The sequence below is a fragment of the Gammaproteobacteria bacterium genome, assembly GCA_041395445.1.
Taxonomy (GTDB): Bacteria; Pseudomonadota; Gammaproteobacteria; order Xanthomonadales; family Marinicellaceae; genus NORP309.
In genome coordinates, this window is record JAWLAO010000002.1 from 144,275 (window position 1) to 166,693 (window position 22,419).

The window sequence follows — 22,419 nt, forward strand, 5'->3', positions numbered from 1 at the left end:
TTTTAATCATCCTCGTGCCAGTCCACCAGCATAGTTTTATTTTCTAAATCCACATTCAAAACTGTCTCTGGAATCAGAAAAGGAATCAATCGTTCTCTATTTCCTTTTACTATCAGAACATCATTAACGCCGGTTTCCATCAAGTTGACAATTTCTCCGAATGAAATGCCATTTGTGTTACTGACGTCTAATCCTATTAAATCATTCCAATAGTATTCATCGTTTTTTAGTTTTGGAAGTTGCTGCTCTGTAATCTCGATTTTTTGCCCAATAAACATTTGAGCTTCTTCGATACTGTCAACATCTTTCAACTTGGCAACAATGTTCTTACCATGTTTTTTTGATTGAACCGATTTGAATAAAGTTCCATCAATCAGCCAATCTTTGTAGGTGCATATATTTTCCCTCGGATTGCTATAGGAAAAAACTTTCACCCAACCTTTTATACCAAAACAGCCCGATATTTTTCCAATTAATATCCGGCCGTTATCAGTCATTTTTTTTACAGATTAATTAAGCAGCAGCTTTTTTTGCTTCTTTAATTAAATCTCTTACACGATCAGTCACTTGAGCTCCTTTAGCAACCCAGCTATCAACCTTAGCCAAGTCCAATCTAAGTCTTTCTTCCTGACCACGTGCAACAGGATTGAAAAATCCAACTTTTTCCAAGTTACGTCCATCACGAGGAGAACGCTTGTCAGCAGCTACTATGTAATAGAAAGGTGCTCTTTTTGCACCGTGTCTTGATAATCTTATTGTTACCATGTTTTCCTCTAAATTTATTTATTTACAGACCAGAAAATATTAGTCCGCTTCAACGAGCCGGCGATTTTAACTTATTGATAGGCTTGGAAACAAGTTTAAGATTGTTTTTTTCTTCAAAAAAGGAGTTTTTTGATGTAGTTCGGCGTGTACTGTGTCTTTTTACCAGCCGCCTCCACCGCCTCCGCCTCCGCCGCCACCGGAAAATCCACCGCCACTAAAGCCGCCACCTGAACTGGATGGCGGCGTGGATGCGGCAACAGCTGCACTCGCCAATCCGGAGCCTATTGAGCTGGCTGTTGTTGAAAAATTCGAATGTGAGAAATTATCACCAATATACCATGAGGGGTGATAGGTTGTTGGCTCTTTACCTTGAACTTTCATAGCGGTATTAAATTGCTCCGACCATTTGTTTTCTACACCCAAGGCAAGAGCATAAGGCAGGTATTTTTCAAAAAGTTCCGGTGTCATTTCCGGTGGATGCATAATTTCCAGTCGATCTTGCTCCGCCGTTTGCAAATACATTTTAAACCCTTCAATTTTATCGAGTAGTTTTCTACCAAAAACTGTTGGAGCCTGAATCAAATAATAAAAAACACCATTGCAGACAACAACAAATAGTATAATCGCCAAATAAGCCACAAAAATATTATCCCTTTGTGAATAAGAAGCAAATCCCAGAATAATTGCAGGAATAATAACAGCTAAAACTTTTTGATAAGTTTTATTGCTTAGCAAAACAAAAGCCGCTGAAGCAAATGTAACAACTATGGGGAATATTAAGAATGGCAAGGCTTGTGAGGAAAAGTTAAAAAAGTGCATCCAGTTTAAAAGAATGACCACAGCGCCAATCGCAACACCGAATAACCATGACTTGACATTATCTTTGTAACATTTATTTTTGAATTCTCCGGTGACGGTCAAAGAAAGCATATTGTCTGCAGTTTTGACTTTGCTGTTGTATTTTTTACCAATTTTGATACTGTTACTGCTTCTGAACAGATAATGATAAATTTTGCTTTCACCTTTAGACATTGTCGAATCAGTAATTGAGTTTGACTTTGTCAACAAGTACTCTTTTTTTGAAAGTTGTTCAATGGTTATGAATTTTTTCACAGCCAGATTCATAATAGCTACTGAAAAGCCCTTTGTGTCGTGATGTTTTTCCCAAACAAATCGCATAGCAGCCGGTGAAATATCATCAGGAGGTGCAAAAATCGGATAAATAGGTCCTTTTGGCGGGTCTATGCCAACTTCATTCCAAGTTTTTAAATAGTAGATAGGATATAACAATAACAATAATATTGAGAACATCCATAAAACATTATTTTTAATGAAATGCCATGTTTTGTTTTTGGGATTTGTGATTAATCCTTTTTTCCAGGTCGCTTGAATGGTTAACCCCTGATGTTTATTGAGGCGTTTTGTTGTTTCAAAGCGGATATGTGTTGGAAATATTTTTGCCGTGTAGTTTTGCTCGGTGCTTCCTTGATATCCCGTCCAACCTTCATATTTCTGAATACTAATGTCATTATCAGTTGGTAAATAAACATCGGCACTTGCAGAATAAATCGGAAACTGCCAGTTGTTGCCAGTGACATTCCAGTAAATGCCATCGTTATCCTCCAAATCAACAACCTGTTGTTCTGAAACATACTCAATTTGGTAGGTGTGGATTCCTCGACTCACATAACTGTCTTTAGAACCCAGATAAATGCGGATGCCATTCGTCAGGTTTTCGGTGTGATAATCAACAGTTCTATTATCCAGCTTGGTGCTGATAATATGAATATCCGAATTTCTGTGAGAAAAAAATACTCCAAAATAAATTGTCGGAGCATTTCTGTATATTCCATGACGAATTTGTTGATTTTCAACGTTAACGGTTATGGTTTCAGTAACATGTATATCGCCGTCGTCCAGAACATTGATGCGGGAGTGAAAATTTTGAATATACTCTTCAGCATGAATGTTCATGCTGAAAAGCACAATAATAGAGAGAATAATTCTAATCAAAGTCAACTTTTGGAACTTCTCTGGCTTTGTCATTATCATCCAGTTCAAAAAATTCGGCTTCGTTAAATCCGAACCTTTGCGCGATTAACATCGCCGGAAAAGATTGAATCAGTGTGTTGTATTCACGAACCGCTCCGTTAAAGTAACGTCTGGCATATTGGATTTCGGTTTCAATGTCAGATAACTGCTTTTGCAAATCACGGAAGTTAGCATCGGCTTTCAATTCCGGATAGGCTTCAACCTGAACCATTAAACCGCTTAAAGCTTTGCCAAGAAGTTGTTCCCGGTTGGCAGAGGGTTCTCCATGAGTTGATGAAATATTGCGAAGTTTGGTGACTGACTCCATTACTTCTTTTTCATGAGAAGCGTATTTCTTCACGACATTGACTAGGTTTGGAATAAGGTTATGTCTCCGTTTAAGCTGAACACCAATTCCGCTCCAGCCATCCTCGACATGGTTGCGCCGTTTGACCATTTTGTTGTAGAGAGAAATCAACCAGATTCCCACAACAGCACAGCCTATCAGCAACACCCAAAACAACATTGTTAGTCTCATTGTTTGATCTCAATTTTTAACAGTATTAGTGTATCACACTCAGAATTATTGCCATAGAAAAAACCATAATTACCGGAATTACCAGCGATACCATGGCGATATCTTTGTAGGATTGCTTGTGTGAAAGTCCGCAAATTGTCAGAAGTGTAATCACTGCTCCGTTATGCGGCAGACTGTCAAAACCACCGGATGCCATAGATGCTAAACGATGCATCCACTCTAAGGGAATTCCAGCAGTTTGAGCCATTTGATTGTAAGTTTCTCCCAATGCACTGAGAGCAATGGTTAATCCGCCCGATGCCGAACCGGTAATACCTGCTAAAACATTGATGGCAACTACTTCTGAAATCATCGGATTACCCGGAGCAATGTTGATAACGGCTTCCTTAACAATGGCGAATGCTGCCAAAGCTGCGATGGTAGCACCGTAGCCAACTTCCGAACCGGTATTAAATGTTGGCAATAATGAACCAAGTGTTCCGTCGGTCAGTGTTTTATTTAGGTTCTTGAATTTTTTAAAAAATAAAGCAATCACAACCAGATTGGCAGCTAATAGGGAGATAATCATTGCCCAAATGCTTGAAACCTTATTGAGCGGAACTGAACCAAATTTTGAATCAGATAAATATTCCACATTCCATGACGGAATTAAATATTTTGTGAACAGGTAATTGGATAAAATGACTACGACTATCGGAAGTATGGCTAAATAAAAAATCGGTAAACTTTTTTCGGAATGAATTTCCGGTTCATTGGTGTGATTCTCTCCATAGCCTTTGGCTTTATCTTTGTTGATTCGATAATTGACCCACAAGACTCCCAAAATCATGATAATTGCTCCTGAGATGATTCCAACCACTGGAGCGGCATAAATATCAGTTCCGAAAAAAGACGAGGGGATAATGTTATGAATTTGATTGGTTCCCGGCAAACAAGTCATGGTAAAAGTGAAAGCTCCTAATGCAATGGTTGCCGGAATGTATTTTTTCGGTAAATTGGCTTCTTTAAACAAAGCAGCAGCCAAAGGATAAACCGCAAAAGCAACTACAAAAGCCGAAATACCACCGTAAGTCAATAAACCACATGAAAGCACAATTGCCAAAGCCGAACGTTTCTCACCAACTGCCTTTATGATGCTACGAGCTATGGATTTGGCAGAGCCAGAATCTTGCATGAGCTTGCCAAATAATGCTCCAAGCAAAAAGATAGGGAAATATTTTGCGATAAAACCAACAGCCTTCACCATGAAAACTTGAGTGTAATATCCCATGATGTGCGAGGATTCTCCCGAAAATACCACCGCAAACATCGCGAGAAGAGGTGCTAAAATAATAACGGAAACACCTCGATAGGCAAAATACATTAATAAAACCAGTGAGACAACTATCGCTGTGACACCCATAGATTTTCCCCTGAAAAATTCAATTGCAGAGGATTATACGATATTTGAAGGGTTAGTTTGAAATAAAAATTATATGCTGAAATCTACAGACGTTTAAACCTCTTATTTATAAGTATCTTTTTTTTTACATTATCCTGCTATAATCAATGTTAAATTTCTAATAAAGGGGAGAAATAATGAAAGAGAATCAAGTTGATGTGCCTTTGGTTGGTTCTGATAAAAATTTAGCTGAGTTGACAATAAAGGCATTGGTACTCGGAGCTTTGTTGTCAATGGTTTTAGCTGCTGCCAATGCTTATATTGGATTGTTGGTTGGTTTAACTGTATCGGCTTCAATTCCGGCAGCCGCTGTTTCGATGGGAGTGTTGAGATTATTTAAAAGGTCAACAATTCTTGAAAATAATATGGTGCAAACTTCCGCATCAGCCGGTGAGTCACTTGTTGCCGGTATTATTTTCACCATACCGGCACTGGTCATGATGAAAGCATGGTCAGGTTATGATTATGGTCCAATGGTGGCTATTGCTATTATTGGCGGTGTTTTAGGAGTGGCATTTACTATTCCATTAAGAAAAGCACTCATTGTTGATGCCAAGTTGATGTTTCCAGAGGGAGTGGCAACAGCCGAAGTGTTAAAAACCGGTGGTATTGAAACAGATAAGTCTCATAAAAGCCATTCAGAAAATGCAACATCCGGATTGGCAACTCTTATGAAAGGAGCGTTGATTGGAGGAGTTGTCAAAATATTGGAATCCGGTGTGGGTTTGTTGTCTGCCGGAGTAGCGACTGTTAAACCTCTTTTTGCAGGCAAGCTCCTGTTTATGGGTAATATCACTCTTAGCCCGTCATTGTTGGGTGTTGGTTATATCGTTGGTTTAAATATTGCTTTCCTTATTTTTCTGGGTGGAGCTATCGGTACTTTGCTTGGCGTACCTCTCAATTGGGCATTTAATTCCGATGCAATCATGCTGGCAACCGGAATTGACTCAACAAAATCTTTGAGCGACTTAACGTCCGGTGAGTGGGGTCAGATTGCTAATCAGTCGTGGCAGAATTGCCGCAGAATTGGTGTAGGAGCCATGATGATTGGTGGTTTGTGGTCATTGATTAGTTTGGCTAAACCATTGTGGCAAGGGATTAAATCGAGTATTTCAGCGTATAAATCCAGCTCTGATCATCAAGGTTCAATTCCAAGAACTGAGTTTGATACGCCAATTCATTTTGTTGGTATTGTAATTTTAATTGCAATAGTGCCTGTTTTTCTGGTTTTCAAAAATGCTTTGGGCGATTATCCTAATGCCAATATGATTTCAGTGATTATGACTGTTTTGATGCTTGTTTTTGGCTTTGTCTTTTCTTCTGTTGCCGGATATATGGCAGGTTTGGTTGGTTCTTCGAACAATCCGATTTCAGGAGTGACGATTGCAACAGTTATTGTCTCTGCCTTGATTTTATTGCAGTTAATGGGGAATGAGGGATTAGCTGCAACATTGGGTCCGATTGCTGTTATTTTCCTTGCTGGCTTGATTTGTTCGGCAGCCGCTATTGCCGGTGATAACATGCAAGATTTGAAGTGCGGACATGTCTTGGGTGCGACGCCCTGGAGACAACAAGTGTTTCAGGTTGTTGGTGTAGCTGCTGCGGCTTTGGTCATTCCTTTTGTTTTGAACATTCTTGATCAGGGCTATGGAATTGGGAGAGTATCTCCACTAAATTCTGATGCTACACCATTGGCTGCACCGCAGGCTGGTCTCATGCAGGCATTGGCAAGTGGAATCTTTGGTGCGGGAATCGAATGGAACTTTATATATATGGGTTTTGCATTAGCTGTCGTTTTGATTGTGCTGGATAAGATTCAAGAAAAAAGAGGTTCAGATTTTCGTTTTCCTGTTTTAGCGGTTGCCGTTGGCGTTTATTTGCCTCTGGGATTGTCCGTTTTGATATTTGTTGGCGGTATTCTGGCTCATATTCTTAATAAAAAATCCAAATCTAAATCCAAACACAATTCCACAGGTCTGTTATTGGCTTCGGGTTTGATTACTGGTGAGGCATTGATGGGTGTGCTCGTTGCTGTTGCTGCGGTGAGTTTTCAGGGGATGGTTCCTATGATGGGGTCATTTGCTGCTGCCGGTTGGCTCGGTGTGCTTGTCACACTAGCGGTTATTTATTATGTTTACAATAAAGTTAGAAAGAATTAATTAACTTTTTTATCCCGAAAAGAAGCACCGCTTTGAGCGGTGTTTTTTTTTGAAAAAAATTTGACCCGGTTTTGTATGTTATTTCGATGGTGTGAATAAGTCATAATTTTATTGAGGACTATTATGAAATTTAAAAACATAAAAACTAACAACAAACTCCTAATCGCCATTGGTTTGCTCGTTCCAATCAGCGTTTTAGCGGATTATCAAATCAGAAAGTTTTCTGTTAATAGTGCATCAGGTTCGAGTTACTCAACACGATTTGATGTCTCCGGCAGTGTCGCTCAGGTCGATGATAGCAGTATTTTAACAGGAGGAAATTTTCAAATAAATGGTGCCGGTTTCTGGCATCAAAATAACGATTTAATTTTTAAGAATGATTTGGAGTAGGGGTTAAAAGATGAAAAAAATTATTTATATATTGATGATGGTTTGTGTGACAGCAAATGCAGTTGAAGTTGGCAGTGGTTTTAGTTATCAAGGTGAGTTGTTGGATAATGGTTCGCCGGCAAATGATGACTATGACTTTTTGTTCAGAGCTTATGATGCCAGTGAAGGTGGTACTGCCGGAGCTGTTGAACCGACAGTTGATCAGGTATCTGTAACCAACGGGTTGTTTTATATAGAGTCAATTGATTTTGGAGATATGCATTTTACCGGTGAAGCGGTGTGGCTGGAAATTAATGTCAGAAAGACATCTGAAGGAGGTGCTTATACAACGCTTACTACCAGACAAAGAATCAGTGCGGTTCCTTATTCTGTGCAAGCAGAATTTGCCGTAGACGCACTATCTGCGGCAAATGCAGATAATGCCACGAATGCAAATAATGCAACAAATGCTACAAACGCACAAAATGCTGTTGTAGCTCAATCATTAGCTGCGGGAGCTGCGAACTCAGGAGACTATCTGAAATTCAATGGTGTAAACTGGGTTCCTGAAGCCTTATCAATCACACCTTCGCCTTGGAGCGAGAATGGTAATGATGTCTATATTACCGGCAAAGATATAGGAATTGGCACTGCTTCACCATCTGTTCCACTCCATGTAGATTCCAACAATGGTTTCGAACTGGCGCGATTTGATGGCGGCAACCAAATGTTTAATACTTTTTATGAAAATGGCGTTTATCGGGGATATATCGGAAGTTATCAGGATGGAACAATTCCCGGGACTTCATCTAATGATTTTGAAGTGGGTACAGGTTCCAGTTCAACAGGTTCGATGCATGTTGTGACAAAAGCCACTCCCAGAATAACGGTTAAAGATGATGGGAAAGTTGGAATTGGGCAAACATTGCCATCAGCTCGCTTACAGGTTGACGGCGCAAACGGAGAAACAGCAATGCAAGTCAGATCAAATGGAAATACAAGTTTTTCAGTTGAGTCAGACGGTTCAGTGAATTCCATAGCAGATTTTTATGCTTATCAGGATGCAAATGTTACGGGAAATATTACCGTATATCAGGAAATTAACGCCAAGGGAGATACCAGACAGGACTATGGTAACAACGGTATGATTAAATTTTTGGTAAAAGCACGTTGTCGTACGGATAATAACGGAAATCCAAATCCGATATGGCAGATTATCAGCCAATACAATGCAACGAATACAGCTGGGACAGTAACGATTACAGATTCGACAGAAGGATATCATTGCCAGTTAAGTTTTCCGGTAAATGTCAAAGATCGTTATTGGACTGTGAGTCTGGACGATCCGTGGGGTGTAAGAAGTGTTAGTTGTGGAAGTGATCCAGACCCGCTAAAAACAAACATTCTGCATTGTTCTGCTTATACGAATTTTGAAGACTTATCAGCAGAAATAACTGATTTCAGAATAAATGTGATTGTGTATTAAGTTTACACAATGGTGTGGTGAGAAAGCTCTGATATAAAATCTTTTATCAGAACTTTCTATCTAGCTCTGAAGAGTATTTGGTTGGTTACGAAATCTTTAAATAGCTTTGCTACTGCCGGAAGGTGATAGGATTTTCGATTGACAATATACCATTCCTTAATAAGCGGAAAATGCTCGACATCCAATTGGACTAAAGATTGGTTTTTCAGGTTTTCTCTAACAGTATGAATTGAAACCACGCCCAGCCCAAGCCCGGCTTCAACACAAAGTTTAATCGACTCATTATTATTGATAGTCATATATTCCTTTAAGTCCAAACCATGTGAGTTGAGCAGATTTTTAAAAGCCATTCGTGTTCCTGAGCCTTTTTCGCGGATAACGAAAGTCTCTTTGCTGAGTTCTTTGAGTTTGATATTTCTCTTTTGAGCCAGAGTATGATTTTTAGGGGCAATGACAATCAAAGGGTTCTCCTTAATGACATGGAATTCTAAATCCTGATCTAGAGGTGGTTTGCCCATCAGTACAATGTCGGTTGATGAGTTTTTTAAGTTGTTGAGCAAGGTGTCTCGGTTGGTGACTTCAAGCCGAATGGTGATTTTTGGATATTTGGTCTTGAATTTTTTTATGGTTTGAACAGCAAAGTGGCTTAAGGTACTGGCAACTGAAATGTTGAGAGTCCCACGCTTTAAACCTTTGAACTCTTGCATCAGTTCTGAGGCTTCCAATAAATCATTTTTAATTTTTATACAATATTTTAAGAACTCCTCTCCCGCTTGTGTTAGGGTAATTTTTTTGCCGGTGTGGTGTAAAAGCGGAATATCCACCATGTCTTCTAATTGTTTGATTTGCATCGAGACCGCTGGTTGTGTTAAAAATAGTTTTTGGGCGGCTTTAGTGATACTGAGATGTTTTGCAACTTCGATAAAAATATTGATTTGTCGGAGAGTTATATTCATAAAAATATCTTATGTTGTTTATAAAATAACGTTACTTTTATTTATTATATGTTTCATTTACACTATGTGCAACTAAAAAATTTCTATAAATAACTGAGGTATTCACTATGGATCAATCAAATCGTTATGCTGATTTATCTTTGAAAGAAGAAGACTTAATCAAAGGGCAAAATCATATTCTGGTCGCTTATAAAATGCGCCCGGTCGATGGTTACGGTTATCTTGAGGTTGCGGCACACATTGCTGCTGAATCATCAACCGGAACCAATGTTGCTGTTTCTACAACTGATGACTTCACCAAAGGTGTGGATGCTTTGGTTTATGAGATTGATGAAGTTGAAGGATTGATGAAAGTTGCTTACCCATTTGATCTGTTCGACAGAAATGTGACAGATGGGAAGGCGATGGTGGTTTCTTTTTTAACATTGGCAATTGGCAACAACCAAGGTATGGGTGATGTTAAGTATCTGAAAATGCTGGATTTCTGGGTTCCTGAAACAAAATTGCATTTGTATGATGGGCCTTCTGTTGATATATCAAATTTATGGAGACTCTTGGGTCGTCCGCGTGAAAATGGCGGATATATTGCAGGTACAATTATTAAGCCAAAACTGGGTTTGCGTCCTGAACCCTTTGCAGAAGCTGCTTATCAATTCTGGTTGGGTGGTGATTTTATTAAAAATGATGAGCCTCAGGGCAATCAGGTTTTTTGTCCGATGAAAAAAGTGATGCCTCTGGTTGCTGATGCTATGAAAAGAGCGATGGATGATACCGGTGAGGCGAAGTTGTTTTCAGCCAATATTACAGCGGATGACTATCATGAAATGATACACCGAGCGGATTATATTCTGGAAACTTTTGGTGAGAATGCTCCTTATGTTGCTTTGTTGGTTGATGGTTATGTTGGTGGACCGGGAATGGTGACAACTGCCAGAAGACAATATCCATCTCAATATTTGCATTATCATCGAGCCGGTCATGGTGCTGTAACATCACCTTCCTCAAACAGAGGTTATACTGCATTTGTACTGGCCAAACTATCTCGTTTAATGGGAGCATCCGGTATTCATGTCGGCACCATGGGCTTTGGTAAATTGGAAGGTGAAAATGATGATAAAATCATTGCTTACATGATTGAAAGAGATGAGTGTCAAGGTCCGTTTTTTTATCAGAAATGGAATGGCATGAAGCCAACGACTCCAATTATTTCCGGTGGAATGAACGCATTGAGATTGCCTGGCTTCTTTGAGAATCTGGGACACGGTAACTTAATTAACACTTCCGGTGGTGGTTCTTACGGACATATTGACTCTCCGGCTGCCGGAGCAACTTCACTCCGTCAGGCGTATGAATGCTGGAAGCAAGGTGCTGATCCGATTGAATTCGCTAAAGAGCATAAAGAATTTGCACGCGCCTTTGAGTCTTTCCCTCATGATGCGGATAAATTGTATCCGGGTTGGAGAGAAAAACTCGGTGTTCATAAATAACAAAAATAAATATCAACAACTCCCGGTCATCCTGCCGGGAGTTTGCTTTGGGGGAAATAGTGGATATCTCACAATATAAAATCAATCAAGAACCCTATTATAAACAAGTCAATAAAGAAGTTGATTTGTATGAAGCGGCTTATGGTGTCAAACTTCCTGTGATGCTGAAAGGTCCTACCGGATGCGGAAAGTCGCGCTTTGTGGAGTATATGGCATGGAAATTGGACAAACCAATTATTACAGTTTCTTGTAATGAAGACATCACCGCATCTGATTTGGTTGGTCGTTATTTGCTTGATGCTAACGGCACCAAATGGGTTGACGGTCCATTAACAATGGCTGCCCGATATGGAGCGATTTGCTATCTCGATGAGATTGTCGAAGCTCGTCAAGATACAATGGTTGTGATTCATGCTTTAACCGATCACCGCAGAGAGCTTTCTTTGGATAAAAAAGGCGAACTTGTTAAAGCACATCCGGATTTTCAACTGGTGATTTCCTACAATCCGGGTTATCAGTCTTTGATGAAAGATTTAAAACAATCGACTAAACAACGATTTTGTGCAATGGACTTTGATTACGCTGATGAACAAACCGAGGTTGAAATCGTGATGAAAGAAGGTCAGGTTAAGCAGTCAACGGCAGAAAAGCTCGTACAAATTGCACAAGCAGCCAGAAATTTAAAAGGTCACGGTTTGGAAGAGGGGATTTCAACTCGTCTGATGGTTTATGCGGCGAAGCTGATTGAACAGGGAATTGAACCACATGAAGCTGCAAAAATGTCAATGGTTAGACCAATTACCGATGATGCGGATATCAGAGAAACATTGGATAATGCCATTGATATGATATTTGGCTGAAAAAATTATGAGCCCTGAAGATTTCTCAGAATACAGGCAAAAATTCACTTGTAAATTTCCACAAGCGATTGATTTTTTTGACGAAAATATCGAAAAAATTACAACAAGATTGACCCAAGAGCAAATTGAACAATATTTCCAAGCAGCTAATTTTTTGTGTTCTTTAGGGCAGGGAGTTGAACCTGTTCTAGCGTTTTTGAAATACTCGCCTGATTTGATTGAAAAGTTGGGAGTGGATGTCGCTCAAATACTAAAGGATTTTGGTTATAAACTGGCAAGAAGTCCTGATAAGAATGCTTTAGTTCCATTTTTTGAAGCGATGCAAAAAATCTCTTCACATTTGCAAAAACCGGATGATTTGCAAGAAATCATCGGAATTATGGAAAATTTCATAGAGTCAACACGAACTGTCATTCATGCTCATCAACTGATTCACTCCAGCGAAGGTTTGATTCCGCTATTGAAAAATTTGGCTGAAATCATGTCCAAACTGGATATCGAAGGTCTGAAAAATTTTATTGAATACGGAACCAGAAATTATCGGGATACGCCTGAACAATTAGTGGAATATTTCAGTTTAAAATCACATGATGCCAAAAGCATTATTCTCAGAGAGAGAAAGGGTACAACTTTCCGGTCTGTGGAAAATAAATTGTATTTGTTTTTGCATAGTCATTGGAATAGCGAATTTGCATTATCAGCTTTTAGTACCGGAATTCATTCAATTATTAATCCTGAACCGTATTTGGATGAAGAAATGATGGCATTACCTGATGTGTATGATGATACGAGAGGCGAGAATGGTGAATTAATCAGCGGAATTATGCAGTATTATGCAACCTTATCTCACTTGGCTGCCCATAGCCTTTGGTCTGAGAAATTAATGGCAGATAACTATGCGCCGCAACTTAGATTGTTTGTTTCTGTATTTGAAGATGCCAGAGTTGATACGTTGGCAATCAGGAAGTTTCCGGGATTGAAAAAAATCTTTCTCGCATTGCATCCTTTCCCTGAAAAAAATGCTTGTGATGATTTAAAAGTTTCGACTTTAAGATTCAAAGCCGCTCGATTATCCCGTGCATTGCTGGATAATGACTTTAATCCGGAAGATGAATTGATGAGTGAATTTCGTAATCAGTTCAAAGCATTATTATCTGATAACAAACAATCATCAACTGCGGAAATGTCAAAACTGGCAACTGATTACTTCGTCAAATCACGATTGAAATCCGATAGTTTACCTGATGTCTATTTTGAAAATACCAAAGTCCATTATCGGGATGATAACCGCCATATTTGGTATCACTATGAAGAGTATGACGAAGCAGATGAAGTTCCGGCTAATGAATATAAAAACGATTCTGAAATTTTGGATAACGATAGCTTGCCACCTCGATATTATCACGAGTGGGATTATGTGTCTGAAAGTTATCGACCGGACTGGAATACCGTTTACGAGCGACTTCATCCATCAGGTGATTCTTCGGTTGTCGAAAGTTTGATGACTAAACATAGTGATTTGGCAAAGAGACTTAAACGATTGATTGAAATCATGCGACCACAGAACAAAACACGAATTCGCTTTCAGGAAGACGGTGAGGAGTTGGATTTGGATATAGCATTGAGGTCTTTTATAGATTTGAAATCAGGTCAAATTCCTGATTTGAGAATAAACAATAGCTATAAACCATTTAACAGAAGTATCGCTGTGATGCTGTTAGTCGATTGCTCGGAATCATTGAATGATACAAATCAGGAAACCGGGCAAATTCTTCTGGAATTATCCCAGGAAGCACTGGCAATTACTGCCTGGACAATGGATCAACTTGGAGATAATTTTGCAATCGCAGGATTTAGCTCAAACACTCGAAATGAAGTCAGATATCAACACATTAAAGGATTCTCAGAGAATTATGATGAGGTGGTGAAAGCCAGAATCTCATGCATGGAAGCCGGATATTCAACCCGTATGGGAGCTGCAATGCGACATGCGGCTCATTATTTAAAGAATCAACAAGCAGAAAAAAAACTACTGTTGGTTTTAACTGATGGTGAGCCTGCCGATGTTGATGCTAAAAATCCGCAGACATTGATTAAAGACGCCAAGAAAACTGTTGAAGAATTGAGAAATGATGGAATTTACTCTTATTGCATAACTCTTGATAAAAGAGCTGATGACTATGTTCATGAAATTTTTGAAAATCATTTTACAGTGATTGATAAGGTTGAGAAACTTCCGGAGACATTGCCTCGTGTCTTTTTAGAACTGACAAGTTAAGGTTTTTTGTAGGAGATTTTCAAAGCAATGGGCTAATTGGCTGTATCAAATGATGATTTTAATTGTTTGTAGTTGAATTTGTTTCTGAGCTTGGTAAAATCAATCACAGGTAGAGTTGGTTTTTTGTGACGTATTTTATAATTTTATGAATAAAATTCGTTTCTTCACAATTTTTAGCTATAAAAAATAAATATCATTTTCCCCGAGATGAGATAAAAGTTATGAGAATTGTATTATTAGTTTTAAGTGTTTTCTTTTTTAGTAGTGTTTTTTCACAAGACAATGACAAGCCGTCTTGGTATCAACAGGTTCCGGAAAAAAATGATGCGCCTGATATGGATATTGATAGTGATATGGACATGGATCTTGATTTAGATTTGGGAATTGAAAGAAACAATATGACCAATCAAGACGAAGAAAACAAGAAGCAACAAGAGGCTGAACAAAGGCGTTTGGCTGAAGAGGCGGAAAAAGAAAGGTTGGCAAAAGAAGCTGAAGAAAAACGCCTTGCAGATGAGGCTGAACAAAAAAGACTAGCGGAAGAGGCCGAAAAACAAAGATTGGCTCAAGAAGCCGAAGAAAAAAGAATTGCTGAAGAAGCTGCCCGCCAGGCAGAACTTGAGAAAATAGCGGAAGAAAAAAGGCGTGCCGAGGAGCAAGCGGAAGAAGATGTGACTGATTCAGACCCTGAAATCACAGCTGAACCCGAAATACAGGCAACTGCAGATTATTCATGGCAAAAAATCAAAAATGTATTACCAAGATATCCATCCCGTGCTGTCAGATCTCAAATCGAAGGATGGGTTGATGTTTCACTCACAATCAATGCTGATGGCGATGTTATTAGTACTGAATCTGTAGGAACCTTACGAAACCAGAAAATATTCATAAAGTCTGCGTTAGATGCGGTCAACCAGTGGAAATTTGAACCGCCCAGGAATTACGGTATCACAGATACATTAACTACAGAAGTAAGAATTGTATTTGAATTGTAACTGACTCTATCAGCTTAAGTTAGGCTGTGTTAGAATCTTGAATTAACAGTAAATTTTACTAGCGATATGAGATACTACGCAGCTTCCATTCAAACAGATTTTCCTGCTCCAAAGAGTCGAAAAGAAATTCCTCAGCGAGTTCGTTCAATGTGTATGATGATTGAACAAACACTGCTGGGTTATGAGCCATTTTTTGATGTTCGTCTGTTCGTTCTACCTGAGTTTGGTCATCAAGTACCAATTTATCAAACGGCTAAAGAGCTTCATAAGGAACTGGCTGTTGAATTGCCCAACGAATACACTGATTCTTATCACAAACTCTGTAAAAAATACGGAATTTATATTCAAACAGCCAGTTTTCTGGAGAAAGACAAAAAGTATCCCGGGCATGTTTTTAACACCACGTTACTTATTGGACCGCAAGGTATTTTGTCCAAATATCGCAAGATTAATCCGTGGATTCCTTGGGAAGTTCACACATCGCCGGCCGATTTACCGGATTATGATTTGCCGTTATTTCCTGTTGTAGAAACTGAGATTGGAAACCTGGGAGTTGCAATCTGTTACGACTGGCTTTTTCCGGAATGCATTCGGCAAATTACAGCCAATGGTGCTGATGTCATCAATCGGGTTTCAGCTTACATGGATCCTTGGGGAGCGGAATCTCCGATGGAATGGTGGACCTTGGTTAATCGCACTCGTGCGTTGGAAAACATGGTTTATGTGGTTGCTGCCAATCAAGGAGCTCAATTTGCCAATTATCCGCCATTCAGTTGGCCCGGTGGCTCTATGATTGTTGATTTTGATGGCAGAATCTTAGCAAGTACCGGTTCTAATTCGGGAGAGAAAATAGTAGTTGCACCGATTGATATCGGCGCATTGCGAGAGGAACGCAAAAGGCGAAAAGGCCACGACATGCAGTCACACTTTAGAAAAAATGCTTATAATTACCAAAATGAAATCGGCTTTAACCCGATTGCGAAAATCCCGACTATCGAATCATTAAACAAACGAATTCAAAATGCTAAAAAGAACTCATAGTTTTTTCCAAATAATTTTAATCGGGTTATTGTTGGGGTTGGCAGGTTGCTCATCGGACAATCAGGAAACAACAATCTCAGCAGCGCCCACAGAAAAGTTTCAGCCATCAGACTCACAAATCAGCCTGAACAATCAGGGAGTTGGTGAAATGGGTTATTTTGACTATGATAAAGCCAGTCAAACTTTTCAAGAACTGGTGAATTCAGCTCCCGATTGGGATTTGGCAAAACAAAATCTCGCAATCGCTTTGTTAAACAGACAAAAAACCGGTGATGAAGAAAAATCCATAGAAATTTCACAACAACTGATTGCAGAAAACCCGGATAATATTGTCGCACACTACATAGTAGGAATTCTTAAATTCAATCAGGGTGATTGCGAAACGACCTTACAAAGTTTGCAGATTGTCGTTCAAAAAGATTCTCAGGACGCTTATGCGCTTTATTTTATGGGGCAATGTTATTTGCAAAATGCTGATTCACAAACGGCGTTGGACTATTATCAAAAGGCGATTTCGGCGAACTCTTACCTCAGAAGTGCTTATTATGGTGCTTTTATGGCTTCGCAAAGATTGGAACAGACAGAACAAGCAACCGAATATTTGGAAGCCTATAAAAAGTTAGATAACAATCCCAAAGCTGTTTTGGCAGAAATCAAATACACTCGCATGGGTACAAAGGCAAATGCACAACCTTATCCCGATGATAATGGAAAAAAATCTGAACTCTCTGAATTTATCCCACCATTCTTTTTAGAAAAAAACGAACTGAATATCGACTCATCAAAAACGATTCAAACCTTTGGTTTAGTGAATCTCAACCGAGATGCCAAAACTCAGTTGTATGTGGTTTCGGATAACACTCTTAAAATTTATGACGATTTCATAACTAATCCCAAAGAATTAGCGACTTTGACAACTAATCTTCAGACAAATGCTGAAAATTTGGCTTGGGGTGATATCAACAACGATAATAAAATTGATTTTTATGCAACCGGATTAACGGATCAGTTATATCTACAAACTGACTCCGGCTTTGAGAAAGTTGATATGAATGGTGCTAAAATGCCGGATTTGCAGTCAAAAGCGGTGAGATTCATTGATGCTGATCATGATGGTGATTTGGATATTTTATTGCTCAATACCGAGGGTCGATTTGAAATATGGAATAACAATCTCAACGGTACTTATACGGCTTTATCAAGCCAAACCAATTTAGCAAATGATTCGGGTTATCTACAAATTTATGCTCATGATATAGATAATGACCGGGATACTGATATTGTTTTGCTGGCAGAGAATAATATATCCATACTTTTAAATGACAGAATGTGGGATTACCAATATATTGAGTCTGAGATATTTTCAAACTCACTCAAAGGACTCACTTTTGCTGATAATGATGTTGATGGAGTCTTGGAAATATCTGTTTCGGGTGAAGCGGGTAAAACTTATGTTTTACAATTTGATCAGAGAAAAATTAAAAGAACCGGTGAATTTGATACGAAACTCAAGTCGCAAATGATTTTGTCTGCTGATGTGAACGGTAATTCACAAAAAGAATTTTTGCTGGCAGATAATCAATCCATCAATATAATCAATCAAGCAGGAAAAACCATTGAACAAATCTCGGTTGATAATATTTCCGACTTCAAAATTTTTAACACTATCAACGGGGCTGATATTATTGCTTTAACTAACAATCAGTTATGGCATGTTCCTGCCAGCAAAAATCGAGGAAAATTTATGTTACTCAATTTTTCCGGCAAAGAAGATCAGGCTAATTCGGTTCGTTCCAATTATTCAGGTATCGGGACTTCATTCACGCTCAGAAGTGGTTCGTTTTATGCTGCTGGAGATGTTTTTTTTAATCAAAGCGGAACGAGTCAGGATTATCAACCGATTTCGATCGCCGGCGGAATGAAACCAACCATTGATTATCTGGATATGGAATGGTCGGATGGTGTTTATCAGTCTGAAATTGGGCTTGAAGTCGGAAAATTTCATGCCATTACCGAAACTCAAAGACAATTATCAAGTTGCCCGGTTATATTTGTAAAGAACAAAGGGAAGTATGAGTTTGTCAGTGATGTTTTAGGGGTTGGAGGAATAGGTTTTGCACTTGGCAGGCATGAATACGGTGAACCAAGACCTTGGGAGAATTATTTGTTGAATGACGGACAAATCAGTTCTGAAAACGGTTATTTCAAAATTCAATTTACCGAACCAATGGAAGAGTCGGCGTATCTGGATTCCATGAAACTTGAAGTGATAGATGTTCCTGAAAGTTATTCGGTAGTTTTGGATGAAAGAATGGTTATCTCAGAACCCAAAGCAAGCGGAGTTCCTTTGTTTTACAACGATTTGATACGTCCAAAACGAGCCTTTAACAAACATGGAGAGGAAATAACATCAAGTATTCATTCAACTGATAAGGTTGCTGCTGAAATTATTAACGATGATCATCGCTTTTTAGGTTTGGTGGATGAACAAATAGTAACATTGGAATTTCCAGAAGAATTGTTTGGAGACTATCATTTGCTGATGAGTGGTTGGGTGGAATATGGTTATTCACAAACGATGTTTGCTGCGTGGCAAGCCGGAAAAGTGGCACAAGCTCCGACAATTGAGTATTTCCATGATGGTCAATGGAAAACAATCCTTTCACAATTCGGCTATCCGGCAGGAATGCCAAGGGTTGCTTCAGTTCCTTTGAATATTCCTGAGAAAACTAACAAAATTAGAATCCGAACAAACATGGAAATCTATTTTGATGAGTTGGCAGTGTTTCAATCAAAACAAGCAAATGATGTTGTTTCTCACAAACTTTGGCTTACAGATGCTCGATTGTTTCAGTTAGGTTATCCGAAACGTACTGATAATGAACAACGTGTTCCAAGTTATGACATGAATAATGTGCAACCGTTTTGGGACACTCGATATATGAAAGGAGCATACACTCGTTTGGGAGATGTTAGCGAATTGGTTCAGAACAAAGACAATGCTTTGGCGATTATAGGAGCCGGAGAAAGTATTGAACTGAGCTTTAAAGATGACTTGCCTGAATTGCAGGAAGGTTTTAAGCGATATTTTCTATTAAAATTTCACGGTTGGGCGAAAGATATGGATATTTTAACTCATAACGGTGAAACTCTTGAACCGATACCAAGTTCCGGAAATGTTTCAGCAAAATCCAAAAAATTGAATCAAAAATACAATACAAGATATCAATCAGGGCGTTAAATATGAATCAACCAGTAAAAAGAAGAGCCAGACCGGCAGTCGGTCCCAAATTAAAAATTTTATTGAAAATATTATTTGTTGCATTTGCAATACTGGTAATCAATTCAATTTATCTTTCATTAATTACATTGACAGAATGGTTGAGTGGCAGAATTTTGCAAGACCAGATTTATTTATACATGTTTTTGTTGCATCTGGTTTTGGGTTTGCTGATTGTGATACCGGTCATTGTCTATGGCTGGATTCACATCAACAACACCTTTGATCGCCCTAATAGAAGAGCGGTTAAGGCAGGATACGCACTTTTTGTTTTTGCCATTATTTTGTTGATTACCGGATTATTACTTACACGAGGACTACCGTTTTTTGAAGTTAAAAACATACAGGTAAGAAAAATCTTATACTGGCTGCATGCGATTGTTCCTTTATTAGTCATTTGGCTGTTTATCATGCATCGGTTGGCAGGTCGTAGTATTTCGTGGAAACCAGTCAAATTAACATTTGCTTTAACGATAATTATTTTTATCGGATTTTATTTTTTACAAAAAAATACTTTTTTCCCGAAGGAAATTGAACATCAGGAAATGAATCCCTTGTTTGCACCTTCATTTGCACAAACATCTGATAATCAGCTAATTCCACCAAATCACCTCGATAACAATCAATACTGTAAAGATTGTCATGCTGATGTTCACGAAGGCTGGATGAACAGCGTGCATAAAGTTTCCAGTTTCAATAATCCGTCTTATTCTTTTGCAGTAAATAAAACCAGAGAGTTTTTGCAAAATCGTGATGGCAATAATAAAGCATCGCGACTTTGTGCCGTTTGCCATGATCCAGTGATTCTTTTCAGTGGTGAATTTGATAAGGATAAGGATTTTACCGGGACTGATATAGGAAATTCAGGCATCACCTGCACAACCTGCCATGCAATATCTGATATTAACTCTATTAAAGGAAATGGAGCATATACCTTAACAATCCCGGAGCAATATCCTTTTACTTATTCTGAAGAACCTTTTTTGAAATGGGTTAACGCGACTTTAATCAAAGCAAAGCCTGATTTCCATAAAGTTTCCTATTTGAAGCCCTTACATAAAACTCCGGAATTTTGCAGTGTTTGTCATAAAGTTGGACTCATTGAGGAATTGAATGGTTATAAATGGTTGCGAGGACAGAATCATTATGATTCCTACTTTTTATCAGGGGTTTCCGGTCATTCGGTCACTAGCTTCTATTATCCGAAAAAAGCCGTTGAAAATTGTTCTCAATGCCATATGCCTTTACAACCATCCGAAGATTTTGGAGCGATTACTGAGTCATTTAATGGAAATTCCTATGTTCATAGTCATTACTTTGAAGCAGCAAATTCGGCGATTCGATACCTGAATCAATTAAAACCCGATGCAAATAATGCAATGTTAACAGATGCCTTATCTGTGGACATATTTGGTGTGAGGAATGATGGTGAATTGAATGGAGACCTGATTGCTCCTCTGAACGAAAAGCTGAATCTTCAATCAGGTAAAAAATACCTTTTGGAAACTGTGGTCAGAACTTTGAAGCTCGGACATCCATTCACTCAGGGAACTGCGGATTCCAATCAAATTTGGGTGGAGCTGAATGTTTTTAAAGGAGATGAGTTGATTGCATCAAGTGGAGGAATTGATAAACAGGGGAAAGTGGATGACTGGTCATATTTTATCAATGCTTATGTTTTGGACAGAAACGGAAATCGTGTTGACAGACGCAATGCAGAGGATATTTTCACGATGCTATACAATCATCAGATACCACCCGGAGCAGCCACAGTCATCCATTATGGAGTGGATTTTCCGGTAGAATTCGAGGGAGATTTTACAATCGAAGCCAAAGTTTTTTATCGAAAATTTGATACAACATATTATCGGTACTTCACAGGTGACCAGGATAAATTTAATGATTTGCCAATAGTGATGTTAGCTCATGACATACAGGAAATATCATTATCCCCCGAAACAGATGATTCTCAACAAGTTTCACAAGATGAAAAATGGCAAAGATGGAACGATTATGGTATTGGCTTGTTTCGTTCGGGCGCTTTAAAACAGGCAGAACAGGCATTTTCAATGGTTGCTCAACAGAGAGGAGCAGAAGGCTGGGTTAATTTAACTCGTACATACCTGCAACAGGGCTTATTAGATAAAGCACAAGATGCTTTGAATAAAGCCGCTGAATATGATGAATTTCGATACAAATGGCAATTGTCTTATTTTGCAGGGTTAATCAATTTACAAAATGGTTTTCTCGAAAAAGCGATGGAAAATTTTGAAGCGGTTTATCGTTCTGAGTTTAAAGAAGCAGTTGAATCCGGATTTGATTTTTCCAAAGAGTACAATTTTTTAGTCCTTTATGCTCAAACAGCATTTCAAAACAGCAAATTGTTCGAAGGTGAGAAACAACAAAATTTGATGCAAAAGTCGCTGAAATTGTATAAGGAAGCCCTTGAACTCAATCCCGAATTGGCAAATGCTCATTTTGGTTTGTATCAATTATATTCAGCAATGGGCGAAACGGACAATTTGACTCTTGCAGACAAACATAAAAAGCTCCATGAAAAATATAAAACTGATGATAATGCTCATGATGTAGCGATAGTAAAAGCGCGTGCTGCAAACAAGGCTGCCGACCATGCTGCAGAAAACATTGCAGTCTACCAACTCAAACAACCAGTTGACTTTAGTTCTGTAAGAGATTTTATCAGCCAAAATAATATTTCAGAACAATAACAAA

At 38.7% G+C, this 22,419-nt stretch carries 16 protein-coding genes; 10 read left to right on the plus strand and 6 right to left on the minus strand.

Annotation, left to right across the window (positions count from 1 at the left end; genetic code table 11):
* Positions 1-2 precede the first annotated feature (2 nt).
* The 5 genes from rimM to R3F25_04045 form a co-directional block, all read right to left on the minus strand.
* Positions 3-497, minus strand: coding sequence for a ribosome maturation factor RimM (gene rimM, locus R3F25_04025; protein ID MEZ5495983.1), 495 nt, complete (start codon positions 495-497; stop codon positions 3-5).
* 16 nt (positions 498-513) lie between these two features.
* Positions 514-765 carry a 30S ribosomal protein S16 gene (rpsP, locus tag R3F25_04030; GenBank protein MEZ5495984.1) on the minus strand — a complete coding sequence of 84 codons (252 nt, stop codon included), beginning with the start codon at positions 763-765 and terminating at the stop codon, positions 514-516.
* A gap of 159 nt (positions 766-924) precedes the next feature.
* Entirely contained in the window at positions 925-2,811 is a 1,887-nt protein-coding gene (locus R3F25_04035; GenBank protein MEZ5495985.1) for a DUF2207 domain-containing protein, read from the minus strand.
* Positions 2,771-3,334 carry a LemA family protein gene (locus tag R3F25_04040; protein MEZ5495986.1) on the minus strand — a complete coding sequence of 188 codons (564 nt, stop codon included), beginning with the start codon at positions 3,332-3,334 and terminating at the stop codon, positions 2,771-2,773. Before R3F25_04040 ends, R3F25_04035 begins: the two co-directional genes overlap by 41 nt.
* A gap of 25 nt (positions 3,335-3,359) precedes the next feature.
* Complete coding sequence (locus tag R3F25_04045; protein MEZ5495987.1) at positions 3,360-4,736, minus strand: GntP family permease; 1,377 nt, start codon at positions 4,734-4,736, stop codon at positions 3,360-3,362.
* 176 nt (positions 4,737-4,912) lie between these two features.
* On the opposite strand from R3F25_04045, the gene R3F25_04050 reads away from it, so the two are divergent.
* The 3 genes from R3F25_04050 (at position 4,913) to R3F25_04060 (ending at position 8,789) form a co-directional block, all read left to right on the plus strand.
* A complete protein-coding gene (locus tag R3F25_04050; protein ID MEZ5495988.1) occupies positions 4,913-6,934 on the plus strand; it encodes an oligopeptide transporter, OPT family in 2,022 nt (673 codons plus the stop codon).
* Positions 6,935-7,057: 123 nt separating this feature from the next.
* Complete coding sequence (locus R3F25_04055) at positions 7,058-7,324, plus strand: hypothetical protein (GenBank protein ID MEZ5495989.1); 267 nt, start codon at positions 7,058-7,060, stop codon at positions 7,322-7,324.
* 10 nt (positions 7,325-7,334) lie between these two features.
* Positions 7,335-8,789 carry a hypothetical protein gene (locus tag R3F25_04060; GenBank protein MEZ5495990.1) on the plus strand — a complete coding sequence of 485 codons (1,455 nt, stop codon included), beginning with the start codon at positions 7,335-7,337 and terminating at the stop codon, positions 8,787-8,789.
* Positions 8,790-8,845: 56 nt separating this feature from the next.
* On the opposite strand, the gene R3F25_04065 is transcribed toward R3F25_04060, so the two are convergent.
* Positions 8,846-9,745, minus strand: coding sequence for a LysR family transcriptional regulator (locus R3F25_04065; GenBank protein MEZ5495991.1), 900 nt, complete (start codon positions 9,743-9,745; stop codon positions 8,846-8,848).
* Positions 9,746-9,852: 107 nt separating this feature from the next.
* Here R3F25_04065 and R3F25_04070 point away from each other — a divergent pair, with 107 nt between their 5' ends.
* From R3F25_04070 to R3F25_04100, 7 genes are all read left to right on the plus strand, one after another.
* Positions 9,853-11,232, plus strand: a complete 1,380-nt coding sequence (locus tag R3F25_04070; GenBank protein MEZ5495992.1) for a ribulose-bisphosphate carboxylase — start codon at positions 9,853-9,855, stop codon at positions 11,230-11,232.
* A gap of 56 nt (positions 11,233-11,288) precedes the next feature.
* On the plus strand, positions 11,289-12,092 hold the full coding sequence (locus R3F25_04075) for a CbbQ/NirQ/NorQ/GpvN family protein (GenBank protein MEZ5495993.1): 804 nt from the start codon (positions 11,289-11,291) through the stop codon (positions 12,090-12,092).
* Between the two features lie 7 nt (positions 12,093-12,099).
* A complete protein-coding gene (locus R3F25_04080) occupies positions 12,100-14,370 on the plus strand; it encodes a VWA domain-containing protein (GenBank protein ID MEZ5495994.1) in 2,271 nt (756 codons plus the stop codon).
* 221 nt (positions 14,371-14,591) lie between these two features.
* Positions 14,592-15,365: a TonB family protein gene (locus R3F25_04085; GenBank protein MEZ5495995.1), complete on the plus strand. Its 774-nt coding sequence runs from the start codon at positions 14,592-14,594 to the stop codon at positions 15,363-15,365.
* 66 nt (positions 15,366-15,431) lie between these two features.
* Positions 15,432-16,406: a nitrilase-related carbon-nitrogen hydrolase gene (locus R3F25_04090; protein ID MEZ5495996.1), complete on the plus strand. Its 975-nt coding sequence runs from the start codon at positions 15,432-15,434 to the stop codon at positions 16,404-16,406.
* Positions 16,387-19,647, plus strand: a complete 3,261-nt coding sequence (locus tag R3F25_04095; protein MEZ5495997.1) for an FG-GAP-like repeat-containing protein — start codon at positions 16,387-16,389, stop codon at positions 19,645-19,647. The genes R3F25_04090 and R3F25_04095 overlap by 20 nt, the downstream gene beginning before the upstream one ends.
* A gap of 2 nt (positions 19,648-19,649) precedes the next feature.
* Positions 19,650-22,415 carry a multiheme c-type cytochrome gene (locus R3F25_04100; GenBank protein ID MEZ5495998.1) on the plus strand — a complete coding sequence of 922 codons (2,766 nt, stop codon included), beginning with the start codon at positions 19,650-19,652 and terminating at the stop codon, positions 22,413-22,415.
* Positions 22,416-22,419: the final 4 nt, after the last annotated feature.

Bases quoted from the DNA above. Each gene is read 5' to 3' on its own strand.
- R3F25_04045 (MEZ5495987.1), bottom strand. From the start codon at position 4,736: ATGGGTGTCACAGCGATAGTTGTCTCACTGGTTTTATTAATGTATTTT.
- R3F25_04050 (MEZ5495988.1), top strand. From the start codon at position 4,913: ATGAAAGAGAATCAAGTTGATGTGCCTTTGGTTGGTTCTGATAAAAAT.
- rimM (MEZ5495983.1), bottom strand. From the start codon at position 497: ATGACTGATAACGGCCGGATATTAATTGGAAAAATATCGGGCTGTTTT.
- R3F25_04055 (MEZ5495989.1), top strand. From the start codon at position 7,058: ATGAAATTTAAAAACATAAAAACTAACAACAAACTCCTAATCGCCATT.
- R3F25_04060 (MEZ5495990.1), top strand. From the start codon at position 7,335: ATGAAAAAAATTATTTATATATTGATGATGGTTTGTGTGACAGCAAAT.
- R3F25_04085 (MEZ5495995.1), top strand. From the start codon at position 14,592: ATGAGAATTGTATTATTAGTTTTAAGTGTTTTCTTTTTTAGTAGTGTT.
- R3F25_04040 (MEZ5495986.1), bottom strand. From the start codon at position 3,334: ATGAGACTAACAATGTTGTTTTGGGTGTTGCTGATAGGCTGTGCTGTT.
- R3F25_04095 (MEZ5495997.1), top strand. From the start codon at position 16,387: ATGCTAAAAAGAACTCATAGTTTTTTCCAAATAATTTTAATCGGGTTA.
- R3F25_04090 (MEZ5495996.1), top strand. From the start codon at position 15,432: ATGAGATACTACGCAGCTTCCATTCAAACAGATTTTCCTGCTCCAAAG.
- R3F25_04035 (MEZ5495985.1), bottom strand. From the start codon at position 2,811: ATGACAAAGCCAGAGAAGTTCCAAAAGTTGACTTTGATTAGAATTATT.
- R3F25_04080 (MEZ5495994.1), top strand. From the start codon at position 12,100: ATGAGCCCTGAAGATTTCTCAGAATACAGGCAAAAATTCACTTGTAAA.
- R3F25_04070 (MEZ5495992.1), top strand. From the start codon at position 9,853: ATGGATCAATCAAATCGTTATGCTGATTTATCTTTGAAAGAAGAAGAC.
- R3F25_04100 (MEZ5495998.1), top strand. From the start codon at position 19,650: ATGAATCAACCAGTAAAAAGAAGAGCCAGACCGGCAGTCGGTCCCAAA.
- R3F25_04065 (MEZ5495991.1), bottom strand. From the start codon at position 9,745: ATGAATATAACTCTCCGACAAATCAATATTTTTATCGAAGTTGCAAAA.
- rpsP (MEZ5495984.1), bottom strand. From the start codon at position 765: ATGGTAACAATAAGATTATCAAGACACGGTGCAAAAAGAGCACCTTTC.